The following is a 12,195-nucleotide window of genomic DNA, read 5'->3' on the forward strand; positions in this document are numbered from 1 at the left end:
AAAGAATGGTAGTAGGAGATTTCGCAATAGAATTAGATACAGTTGTTATTGGATCAGGCCCAGGAGGCTATGTTGCAGCAATCCGTGCAGCACAAATGGGACAAAAAGTAACCATTGTTGAAAAAGGCAATATCGGCGGTGTTTGTTTAAACGTCGGTTGTATTCCTTCGAAAGCATTGATCAGTGCCGGCCATCATTACCAAGATGCTATGCACTCTGAAACTTTTGGTGTAACTGCTGAAAACGTGGTTTTAGATTTCGCAAAAACACAAGAATGGAAAGACAATAAAGTTGTTAAAACACTTACTAAAGGTGTTGAAGGTTTATTGAAAAAAAATAAAGTTGAAATTTTAAGAGGAGAAGCTTATTTTAACGATGAACACACAATGCGTGTCATGGGTGAAACAGCTGCTCAAACTTATTCATTCAACAATGCCATTATTGCAACTGGTAGCCGTCCAATTGAAATCAAAGGCTTCAAATTTGGCAAACGCGTTATCGATTCAACTGGCGGTTTAGCATTATCTGAAGTTCCTAAAAAATTAGTAGTTGTCGGCGGAGGCTACATTGGTAGCGAACTAGCCGGAGCTTACGCTAACTTAGGCGCTGAAGTTACTATTTTAGAAGGTTCTCCTTCTATTATGCCGACATTTGAAAAAGATATGATTAAATTTGTAACAAATAATTTCGCTAAAAAAGGCGTAACTATTGAAACATCTGCAATGGCTAAAGAAGCTGTTGAAACTGAAGACGGTGTAACGGTTAAATACGAAGTAAACGGTACTGAAAAATCAATCGATGCTGACTATGTAATGGTAACTGTAGGACGTCGTCCAAACACCGATGAACTTGGCCTAGAACAAGCAGGCGTTGAATTAAACGACCGCGGTTTGGTCACTGTTGATGAACAAGGACGTACAAGTGTGAAAAATATTTTTGCTATCGGAGATATTGTTCCAGGCGCTGCATTAGCTCATAAAGCAAGTTATGAAGCTAAAGTTGCTGCTGAAGCAATCTCAGGTAAAAAAGTAGCTGTTGATTATAAAGCAATGCCAGCAGTAGCGTTTACAGATCCAGAATTAGCAGTTGTTGGGCTAACTCTTGCTGAAGCGAAAGAAAAAGGATTAGATGTTAAAGCATCTAAATTCCCGCTAGCTGGTAACGGACGTGCACTTTCATTAAATGCAACAGAAGGTTTTGTACGTTTAGTAACTACTAAAGAAGATGGCGTTTTAGTCGGAGCTCAAATTGCTGGTGTAAGTGCTAGTGATGTGATTGCTGAAATAGGACTAGCTATTGAAGCAGGAATGGTAGCAGAAGATATTGCTTTAACAATCCATGCTCACCCATCTTTAGCTGAAACGGTAATGGATGCTTCTGAACTAGCATTAGGTTTACCTATCCACATGTAAAAACGAATCGTTAAAATATAAAATCTAATCCTAATGGTTTAGTCGTCTTCATTGTTCCAATAAAGACGTGTTTGGACTGAAAAAAGGCCTTTATTCTATAGTGAATAAGGGCTTTTTTTGTATTTAAGGAAAGGCTAGCCAAAGGCTGAAAGTTAAAAATAACCTAATCAATCTAGAGTTTGGTATAATAAAACCAAGGAGTTTTTTAGTTAAAGGTTATAAATAGAATTCATTCTAATTTATTGGTATTATCGGAGGAGATAAAGTGAGGGAAAATCGAAATAAAAAAATAATGATTGCTGGTACAAACGAGACAGCTTATCAATTTGGCTTCTTAAGCATGATGAAATTAAAATTAAGAGAAGTGACTTTTTTTCGATTGCCGCATTTGAAAGAAGAAACTGTAATGGATCTAAAGTATGCAACGTCTTTATTTTCGACTGGTTCATTTGTTGTTGGCAATGAGAAAGATTTTCAAGATACAGATATTTTAGTCATAACGGCAACAGAAGAAAAAATGGAGGATGAAACAGAGTCCAGCTTTTTAAGAAGAAATATCTTATTGGTCAGAAAGATCATCAACCAAGCTATGGCTAACCAGTTTAGTGGCTTAATTTTAATTGCGACTGAACCAACAGATATTTTTACTTATCTAGTATGGAAGTTTTCGGGACTTCCTAAAGAACGGATTTTTGGATTAGGTACTTATATTGATTCGATGTTTTTGCAACAGTTGCTAAGCCAAAAAATGCTTGTTTCATTACGAGATGTCAATGCATTTATTATTGGCGGAAGTTCGGGAAAACATAAAATAGCTGCTTGGAGCCGATCAAACGTAGGCGGAAATCCCATTTTAAGTTTAACAATGGATCCAAACAGCGGTGTTGATCAAGAAGATATGTTTGAAATGGAACAAAAAGTTTTGGAACGAACACTTTTTTCAGAAAAAGCTGAATCGTATTTTACAGATGCTTCCGCTTTGATTAAATTGGTTCAATTCATATTGAACAACGAAGAAGCAATCGTTCCCCTAGTGCATTTAGGAGATATTGAAGGCTTATCTGATATTCCTTTAGCTCTTCCGGTTTCGTTAGGAGAAAATGGCATTCGTAAAGCTACAGGATTTGTTTTTTCGGATTCTGAGAAAAAAGAACTAGTTACAGTGGCTAAGGAAATTAGGCAGCAATTGGATTGGATTGAAAAAGGATAGGAGAGAAAACGATGGACAATAAAAGTTATAGCTATCCAATGGATTATGAATGGTCAAGAACAGAGATGACAGATGTCATCAATTTATGGCGGGCAGTAGAATTAGCTTATGAAGCGGGAATAAGTACCCAAGAATTTTTAACAAAATACCAAAAATTTAAAGAAGTCATTCCCTCTATTGGAGAAGAAAAAAAATGGGGTCGAGAGTTTGAAGCTGTTTCTGGTTATTCTCTTTATCAAGCGGTGAAAGAAGCAAAAGGTACGAATAAAAAAACCTTTCGTTTAGAAAATCGCTGATTAAGAAATTGCCGACTAGTGTGTTGAAAAAAAGAAAGGAAGTGCGCATTTGGAGCAAATAGAAAAAAGAGATCATTTGATCAAAGAATGGATCAAGGAAGCTGCAGCAATTAGCAAAAATTCCTTTAACAATGAACTTATTGTTCAAGAAAAAACAAACCGAACAGACTTGGTGACAAACATTGATAAAGAAATCGAACAGTTTTTTATTCAGAAAATCAATCGCTATTTTCCTGAAGAGCGGGTATTAGGCGAAGAAGGTTCGGGACATCAAATGACGGATTTGAAGGGCATCGTATGGATAATAGATCCAATTGATGGAACGTTAAATTTCGTGAATCAGCAAAATGATTTTGCAATAATGATCAGTATTTATGAAGATGGTGTAGGCCAATCAGGGTATATCTATGATGTTATGCGAGATGAACTCTACACTGCTTACAAAGGACAAGGGGCTTATCTAAATGATCAGAAACTGCCTAGAGTAGAAGATAAAGCTTTGGGTCAAGGCTTGATTGCTATCAGCTATCGTTTAATCTCTAAAGAAAATAATGAAGCAGCAAAAAAAATCGGGAAAACCAGTAGCGGAGTACGAATGATTGGTTCTGCTGGGCTTGAAACAGTCCATGTTGCTACAGGAAGATTGGTTGCTTACTTAGGAGCGTCGTTAGCTCCTTGGGATATCGCGGCAGGCAAAATTATTGCAGAAGAAGTTGGATTGCTCTACACTCAATTGGATGGTCAACCGATCGATTTGTTAAATAAAAATGCTACGATTGTAGCTACGCCCGCAGTGCATAAAGAAGTAACAGACATTTACCGTAACGAAATTAAATAAATAGGGCTCAACGCATTGAAATATAGAGATGTGGATCAAAATTAGTGAGAAAACTGGCTTCAGGGTGAATAGCTGGCAGGCGGCCTATTGCTATGAAGCTGGATAATGAAGCGGTTGCATAAAAAAATAATAAAAATATACCGTTCTCATAGATTTTTTTCTTTTCAAAGGGTTGATTTAATGTTAGACTAGACAAGTTGATAGTTGTCTTCATAAGTTTTCAATGCGTTTTCATTCTGAATTGTGCAAAAACTTATGAAAAGTTCAAGTGCATAAATTGGATTGAATAATTTTTATATTGATAGATAGCGAATCAGAAGCATTGAAATAACGAGAAGAATCTTGGAGGAATAGATTAATGAAAAAAAGAGAAGATATTAGAAACGTAGCCATTATTGCCCACGTCGACCATGGTAAAACAACATTGGTAGACGAGTTGTTGAAACAATCGGATACATTGGATTCACATAACCAATTAGCTGAAAGAGCAATGGATTCAAATGACATTGAAAAAGAACGTGGAATCACTATTTTAGCAAAAAACACTGCTGTAAAATACAAAGACACTCACATTAATATCATGGACACACCTGGTCACGCGGATTTCGGTGGAGAAGTTGAACGGATTATGAAAATGGTTGATGGTGTTATCTTGGTAGTCGATTCTTATGAAGGTACGATGCCTCAAACACGTTTTGTATTAAAAAAAGCGTTAGAGCAAAAATTGACTCCTATCGTTGTAGTAAACAAAATCGATAAAGATGCTGCTCGTCCTGCTGAAGTTGTAGATGAAGTACTTGAATTATTTATTGAATTAGGAGCAGACGATGAACAATTAGAGTTTCCAGTTATTTATGCTTCTGCAATGAACGGAACAAGCGGATTAACAGATAACAAAGAAGAACAGGAACCAACAATGGATTATGTCTTTGACACAATCATTTCAGAGATTCCTGCACCGATTGATAATAGTGACGAGCCTCTTCAATTCCAAGTATCTCTATTAGATTATAGTGATTATCTTGGACGTATTGGTATTGGTCGTGTGTTCCGCGGAACCATTAAAGTCGGAGACCAAGTTACGTTAAGCAAGTTAGACGGTTCAACTAAGAACTTCCGTGTAACTAAATTATATGGATTCTTTGGTTTGCAACGTGTCGAAATAAACGAAGCAAAAGCAGGGGAACTTATTGCAGTATCAGGTATGGAAGATATCTTTGTTGGAGAAACAGTAACACCGATTGATCATGTAGAACCATTACCAATTTTGCATATTGATGAACCAACATTGCAAATGACTTTCTTAGCAAACAACTCACCGTTTGCTGGTCGTGAAGGAAAATGGGTTACTTCTCGTAAAATTGAAGACCGCCTAATGGCAGAGTTGCATACCGATGTTTCTTTATTGGTAGAAAACACTGATTCTCCTGACGTATGGATCGTTTCCGGTCGTGGAGAGTTGCATCTTTCTATTTTGATTGAAAACATGCGTCGTGAAGGGTATGAAATTCAAGTTTCACGTCCTGAAGTTATCCTTAAAGATTTTAATGGCGTTCAATGTGAGCCGTTTGAATTGGTTCAAATTGATACTCCAGAAGAATATATGGGATCTATTATTGAATCACTAAGTGCACGTAAAGGCGAAATGCAAGACATGGTCAACAATGGAAATGGTCAAATCCGTTTGACTTTCCTAGCTCCTGCTCGTGGTTTGATCGGTTACTCGACAGAGTTTCTATCAATGACACGTGGTTACGGAATCATGAACCACACATTCGATCAATACTTGCCGCGTATCAAAGATAAAATCGGTGGACGTCGTCACGGTGCTTTAGTTTCAACTGAAACAGGAAAAGCTACCACTTACGGAATTATGGGAGTTGAAGATCGTGGAACGATCTTTATCGAACCAGCTACTGAAATATACGAAGGTATGATCGTAGGAGAAAATGCTCGTGAAAATGATATCACGGTCAATATCACAAAAGCTAAACAAAAAACTAACGTTCGTTCAGCCAATAAAGACCAAACAAACGTTATCAAAGCTCCACGTCATTTGACTTTAGAAGAATCATTAGAGTTTATTGCTGATGATGAATATTGTGAAATCACACCGTTGTCTGTACGTTTACGTAAACGTGTTTTGAACAAAGGTGAACGTGAAAAATCTGCGAAGAAAAACAAAGCATCACAAAACGGCTAAGGATGTTGAAAAAGATTTCAAGGACAAGAAATTTTGTTCTTGAAATCTTTTTTTATTATAAAAGTAACCGTTATCACAAAGAGGAAAGAGAACTAATTAGAAAATCCTAATCTTTGATATTGTTGGATGGTCGTTTTGTTGATATAATGAAACTGTTACATCAGAAGAAGGTTCGTGAATAGTCAGCGAGTTATAAAAAATAAAAATCAGAAAAATAAAGGAGGCCACAGGCTTCTTTTAGCCGTTGATATGAAAAAACTGAAATATCTAGACTATTATATTTTTATCCCATATTTGGTTCTTTCCGTATTTGGTGTTTTAATGGTTTACAGTTCAAGTAGTTACATTGCCATTAGTCAATACAATAATCCGGAATATTATTTTATTAAGCAAGCTGCATTTGTAGGAATGGGTTTAGTGCTTAGCTTGTTTATCTTCTTATTAAAATACGACAACTTAAAACATAGAAAGATAATTATGTGTGCTATTGGGTTGATTGTAGGATTGTTAGTATACTTGCTCATTTTCGGAAAAGAAATAAATGGAGCAAAGGGTTGGTTAGATATTGGTCCTGTTGGCATTCAACCAGCTGAGTTTGCTAAAATAGCTGTTATTTGGTATTTTGCGTACATCTTTTCGCGAAGACAACATCAAATCGTCCATAATTTCTGGTCTTCAATGAAGCAGCCGATTATTTTATTTGGGACTATCTTATTATTGATTGCTATTCAGCCTGATATAGGCGGAGCGGCTATCATTTTAGTTATCGGTGTTATTATGATTTTTGCTAGTGGTGTTTCTACTAAATTAGGCATCACAATGGGTGCATTAGGAATAACTGTTATTCTAGGTGTGGTAGAATTGGTACAGATTTTCGGAACAAAGCTGCCTTTTCTCCAGCCTTATCAATACGATCGGTTTTTGGCATTTTGGGATCCTTTTGAAGTATCGCAAAGCGCTGGATTGCAACTGGTCAATTCGTATTATGCACTCAGTCGCGGAGGACTTTTTGGCGTTGGTATTGGACAAAGTGTACAAAAAACAGGTTATCTGCCTGAGCCGTACACAGACTTTATTATTTCGATTTTAGGTGAAGAACTAGGCTTAATTGGTGTATTGTTTGTTTTAGGGCTCTTCATCTTTTTAGTCCTAAGAATTTACCTTGTTGCTATCCGGACGAAAGATCCCTTTGGCTCGTTGCTTTGTATTGGAATAGCTACCATGTTTTTAATACAAGGTTCCATCAATTTGGGAGGAGTGCTAGGATTGCTTCCCATAACTGGAGTAACATTCCCTTTTATAAGTTACGGGGGCTCCAGCACGCTGGTATTAACAATTTCAATAGGTTTGATCCTGAATGTTAGTGCGTTAAATAAAATGCGCGGACAGAATGAAAAAAATGCAAAATAGAGACTGTTTTTTGTTTAACACACACAAATAAAAATGCCTCTTAACATAGAGGCATTTTTTGTTAATATTTGCCTAGATAGACTTGATTCGTTAAGATAAACGAATCAATAAAAAAAAGTATATGAGGAGTGGGGAAATGGAGAAAGTTTTAGTAGCAAATCGTGGAGAAATAGCGATCCGGATATTTAGAGCTTTAACAGAACTACATATTGGAACTGTCGCTGTTTACGCACAAGAAGACGAAGGGGCGGTTCACCGTTTTAAAGCAGATGAAGCTTATCTAGTTGGAAAAGGCAAAAAACCGATTGAAGCCTATTTAGATATTGAAGATATGATTCGAATCGCGAAGGATGCTGGAGCAGATGCCATCCATCCAGGATATGGTTTTTTATCTGAAAACATTGAGTTCGCTAAACGTTGTGAAGAAGAAGGTATTACGTTTATTGGCCCAAAATTGTACCACTTAGATATTTTTGGCGATAAAATCAAAGCAAAAGAAGCAGCGATTCAAGCAGGAATCCAATCCATTCCAGGATCTGACGGACCGGTTGCTGGTTTGGAAGAAGTGAAAGCCTTTGGTGAAAAACATGGCTATCCGATCATGATCAAGGCGACTCTTGGCGGTGGCGGTCGAGGTATGCGTGTCGCTCACTCTGCAGAGGAAGTCAAAGACAGTTTTGAACGTGCACGCAGCGAAGCTAAATCGGCTTTTGGGAACGATGAAATTTATGTGGAACGCTATATTCGTGATCCAAAGCATATTGAAGTTCAAATATTAGGAGATACTCATGGGAACGTGATTCATTTATACGAACGCGATTGTTCTGTTCAAAGGCGTCATCAAAAAGTAGTTGAAGTCGCACCGTGCGTGTCCATTTCAGATGATCTTCGCAATAGGATGTGTCAAGCGGCTGTTCAATTGATGGAACACGTAGGCTATGTTAATGCAGGAACCGTCGAATTTTTATTGGAAGGTTCGGAATTTTACTTCATTGAAGTCAATCCGCGTGTCCAAGTGGAACACACTATTACTGAGATGATTACAGGAATCGATATTGTCCAAGCTCAAATTCAAATTGCGCAAGGTTTAGATTTGCATAAAGATATTCATATTCCGGAACAAGCAGATATTCCGTTGATCGGAGCAGCTATTCAATGCCGGATCACAACAGAAGATCCGCTAAATAATTTCTTGCCTGATACAGGTAAAATTGATACGTACCGTTCGCCAGGTGGATTCGGTATTCGACTAGATGCAGGAAATGGTTTCCAAGGTACGGTTGTTTCGCCGTTCTTTGATTCATTGCTTGTTAAAGCTTGTACACATGCTTCAACGTTTGAATTAGCCGTTCAAAAAATGGAACGAGCTTTAAAAGAATTTAGAATTCGCGGAGTGAAAACCAATATACCTTTTATGCAAAATGTTATTTCTCATCCTATCTTTTTAACGGGCGAAGCAAAAACGACGTTTATTGATACTTCACCAGAATTATTTAAATTTTCAAAGGTACGTGATAGAGGAAATAAAACCATGAAATACATTAGCAATATCACTGTCAATGGATTTCCTGGAATTGAGAATGCCGAAAAGAAATTTTATGAACCAGCTAGAAAACCAAAGCATTTGGTTTTATTAGATGAAGGGTATAAGAGTGCAAAAAACATTCTTGATCAACAAGGAGCAGATGCAGTAGTAGAATGGGTCAATCATTCGAAAGAAGTTTTATTAACAGATACAACCTTTAGAGATGCACATCAAAGTTTACTAGCTACTCGTGTACGAACTCAAGACTTTTTAGCGATTGCTGAGGAAACTGAAAAAGCGATCCCGCAATTATTCTCATCAGAAATGTGGGGAGGAGCTACTTTTGATGTTGCTTATCGATTCTTAAATGAAGACCCATGGGAACGTTTAAGCAAATTAAGAGAGAAGATGCCGAATACCTTACTCCAAATGTTATTTAGAGGATCCAATGCTGTAGGGTATCAAAATTATCCTGATAATGTGATTGAAGCCTTTATCCAACAAGCGGCAAAAAATGGAATTGATGTGTTCCGTATTTTTGATAGCTTAAATTGGATTCCACAAATGGAAAAAAGCATTCAATTTGTCCGCGATACGGGTAAAATTGCAGAAGCAGCCATTTGTTATACAGGGGATATCAATGACCCGGCAAGAGACAAATATACTGTCGAATACTATAAACAAATGGCTAAAGAATTAGAAAACCAAGGAGCTCATATTATTGCAGTCAAAGATATGGCTGGAATCTTAAAACCACAAGCCGCTTATCGTTTGATTAGCGAATTAAAAGCCAGTGTTGATCTGCCGATTCATTTGCATACTCATGATACGAGCGGCAATGGTATTTTCACATATGCTTCAGCTGTCAAAGCAGGAGTAGATATTGTGGACGTAGCTATGAGCGCGATGAGCGGGGCGACTAGCCAACCTAGTATGAATAGTTTGTACTATGCCTTATTAGATGCTGAGCGCTGCCCGACATTCAATATCGAAAACGCCCAACAAATCAACCATTACTGGGAGGATGTACGGACACGTTACAGTGATTTTGAAAATGGAGTCAATTCGCCTCAAACAGAAGTCTATCAACATGAAATGCCTGGTGGACAATACACCAATTTGCAGCAACAGGCCAAAGCTGTTGGTTTGGAAAACAAATGGGATGATGTAAAGAAAATGTATGCTGTCGTGAACCAAATGTTTGGTGACATTGTTAAAGTGACGCCTTCTTCCAAAGTTGTGGGCGATATGGCTTTGTTCATGGTTCAAAATAAATTGACCGAAAAAGATGTCTATGAAAAAGGGATGGAGATTGATTTCCCTGAATCGGTTATTAGTTTGTTCATGGGAGATTTAGGACAACCTACTGGCGGTTTTCCAGAAAAACTGCAAAAAATCGTTTTAAAAGGCAAACAACCTATCACGGTTCGACCAGGAAGTTTAGCAAAATCGGTTGACTTTGAAAAGACAAAAAAAGAATTAGCGGACAAAATAGGACAAGAACCATCAAACGAAGACGTGCTTAGTTACATCATGTATCCAGAAGTCTTTTTAGATTACCGTAATAATTATGAACAATTTGGTGATGTGACGGTGTTAGATACGGTAACGTTCTTCCATGGTATGCGAACAGGGGAATCGATTGAAGTTCAAATTGAAAAAGGAAAAACTCTTATTATCAAATTGAATCAAATCGGTGAGCCGGATTCGGAAGGAAATCGTATTATTTACTTTGACTTAAATGGACAAGGCAGAGAAGTAGTTGTAAAAGATTTTAGCATTACAAGTACAGCCGCAGTCCGTAGAAAAGCTGAACCAACGAACAAAGAGCATATCGGAGCAACCATGCCAGGTTCAGTTATCGAAGTATTAGTAGCAAAAGGAGACCGTGTTAGCCAAGGAGAACCTATTGTTATTACTGAAGCAATGAAAATGGAAACGACTATCAAAGCTAATTTCGATGGAGTCATTGATCAAATTTATGTGGAGTCAGGCGACGTAATTGAAACAGGCGACTTATTGATTGAAATGATTGCAAAATAAGCTCTTAAGAAACTAGCAAGGAGGCCAATAGGATGAAAACTATTTTGAGAGCTCTACCCATTTTTATTCTCTTGATGATGTTAATATACTGGGTTCCTCAAATCGCATCCAACAGTCCTTCTGAAATCATTACACAAAAAACTAAACTGCAAGAGGTTAAAAAAGAAAGCAATTCTAATCAATCAACTCTTCTTAAACAAGATACTCTCCCTGAAGCAGGAATGGGAGAGTACATGGGAAAAGCGATTGAGACTATTCAAGAAAAATATGGTGAACCTTTGCGGATCGACCAAACAGCCTATGGATATGACTGGTGGGTCTACGGAGAAGATGAGCAAGATTATTTTCAAATAGGAGTTTCTCACGAAGGCAAAATTACAAACGTCTTTGTCTTAGGTTCTCAATTAGACGTCTCTCCTTTTCAAATAGGAATGGACGTTACTGAAATTTACCAAATCGCTATGTTTTATCCCACGTTCTCTATTGATTATCAAGAAGAAACGTACATGCTTGAATTATCGGAAAATGATTTGAATTTCCATCCTTTAATTGCTTTCGAAAATCAAACATTTGCTATCTTGATGGTTGACCGGAAAACAAATGAAGTGAATGCTGTGCGCTATTTAGATAAACGTTCTTTACTACAACTAGGTGTTTACGAAATTGCTTCGCAAACGCCGGTGCCTCCTGTAAAGCATCAAGATGAAGAACTAAATGATATTTACGCAAGCAATCACCGAGAAATTTTAGAAATACTCAATAACTTGCGGCAGCGTTATGAGATTCCAGAACTCGTTTATAGTGAAGAACTCTCATCAATTGCAGATAGTGTTTTTTCTTATCAAGAAAAACTTTACGCTGCTGATTTACTTGAGAAGGACAATGCTGAAGTTCAGAAACAACTAGATGAAGAAAAATCGTCTAGCGAAGGAACACTTGATGATGATTCGGAAATTGAAGCGTTTATTGAAGAAGACGCAACAACTGAAGAAACTCAATTGGGTGATTATCCGCCATTAACAAGCGAGCAGATTCAAATGAAGTTGGAAATGGAACAAGTTAAAGTAGCTGATACTCGTGTTTTATATTTTGACCAATCGGCTGATTCTACTTGGCTGACGACTTTTTGGTTCAGTCTAGAGAATCAGCGTAGATTATTAACGGATCCGGAAATGAAGCGTTTTGGAATTTCATTTCGTGGTCAAGAAGTTCTTTTGATGCTAGATAAAGAAGCAGAAAATAGTGAGTGAACAGGGAA

The 12,195-nt window shown here is 37.4% G+C and carries 8 protein-coding genes; all 8 read left to right on the plus strand.

The genetic code is table 11. From position 1 onward, the window contains the following. Positions 1–5 precede the first annotated feature (5 nt). The 8 genes from lpdA to JHE06_RS04545 all read left to right on the plus strand — a co-directional run bounded on the left by lpdA (position 6) and on the right by JHE06_RS04545 (position 12,187). Positions 6–1,412 carry a dihydrolipoyl dehydrogenase gene (gene lpdA / locus JHE06_RS04510; protein WP_058918279.1) on the plus strand — a complete coding sequence of 469 codons (1,407 nt, stop codon included), beginning with the start codon at positions 6–8 and terminating at the stop codon, positions 1,410–1,412. 265 nt (positions 1,413–1,677) lie between these two features. Then, a complete protein-coding gene (locus JHE06_RS04515) occupies positions 1,678–2,622 on the plus strand; it encodes a lactate/malate family dehydrogenase (protein WP_231726754.1) in 945 nt (314 codons plus the stop codon). 11 nt (positions 2,623–2,633) lie between these two features. Continuing rightward, a complete protein-coding gene (locus JHE06_RS04520; RefSeq protein WP_058918281.1) occupies positions 2,634–2,918 on the plus strand; it encodes a UPF0223 family protein in 285 nt (94 codons plus the stop codon). A 49-nt stretch (positions 2,919–2,967) separates the two neighbouring features. Beyond that, positions 2,968–3,756: an inositol monophosphatase family protein gene (locus JHE06_RS04525; RefSeq protein WP_201089586.1), complete on the plus strand. Its 789-nt coding sequence runs from the start codon at positions 2,968–2,970 to the stop codon at positions 3,754–3,756. 358 nt (positions 3,757–4,114) lie between these two features. Then, positions 4,115–5,959, plus strand: a complete 1,845-nt coding sequence (gene typA / locus JHE06_RS04530; protein WP_058918283.1) for a translational GTPase TypA — start codon at positions 4,115–4,117, stop codon at positions 5,957–5,959. Between the two features lie 249 nt (positions 5,960–6,208). Beyond that, positions 6,209–7,369, plus strand: a complete 1,161-nt coding sequence (locus tag JHE06_RS04535) for an FtsW/RodA/SpoVE family cell cycle protein (RefSeq protein WP_201089588.1) — start codon at positions 6,209–6,211, stop codon at positions 7,367–7,369. A gap of 136 nt (positions 7,370–7,505) precedes the next feature. Next, a complete protein-coding gene (locus JHE06_RS04540; RefSeq protein ID WP_201089590.1) occupies positions 7,506–10,937 on the plus strand; it encodes a pyruvate carboxylase in 3,432 nt (1,143 codons plus the stop codon). A gap of 32 nt (positions 10,938–10,969) precedes the next feature. Further along, complete coding sequence (locus tag JHE06_RS04545; RefSeq protein ID WP_201089592.1) at positions 10,970–12,187, plus strand: CAP-associated domain-containing protein; 1,218 nt, start codon at positions 10,970–10,972, stop codon at positions 12,185–12,187. Positions 12,188–12,195: the final 8 nt, after the last annotated feature.

Source organism: Carnobacterium sp. CS13, assembly GCF_016653495.1.
In the GTDB taxonomy this organism is placed as follows: domain Bacteria; phylum Bacillota; class Bacilli; order Lactobacillales; family Carnobacteriaceae; genus Carnobacterium_A; species Carnobacterium_A antarcticum.

What these genes read in the sequence shown, in the direction of transcription:
- lpdA (WP_058918279.1), top strand. Translation starts at nt 6, where the DNA reads ATGGTAGTAGGAGATTTCGCAATAGAATTAGATACAGTTGTTATTGGA.
- JHE06_RS04520 (WP_058918281.1), top strand. Translation starts at nt 2,634, where the DNA reads ATGGACAATAAAAGTTATAGCTATCCAATGGATTATGAATGGTCAAGA.
- typA (WP_058918283.1), top strand. Translation starts at nt 4,115, where the DNA reads ATGAAAAAAAGAGAAGATATTAGAAACGTAGCCATTATTGCCCACGTC.
- JHE06_RS04535 (WP_201089588.1), top strand. Translation starts at nt 6,209, where the DNA reads ATGAAAAAACTGAAATATCTAGACTATTATATTTTTATCCCATATTTG.
- JHE06_RS04540 (WP_201089590.1), top strand. Translation starts at nt 7,506, where the DNA reads ATGGAGAAAGTTTTAGTAGCAAATCGTGGAGAAATAGCGATCCGGATA.
- JHE06_RS04545 (WP_201089592.1), top strand. Translation starts at nt 10,970, where the DNA reads ATGAAAACTATTTTGAGAGCTCTACCCATTTTTATTCTCTTGATGATG.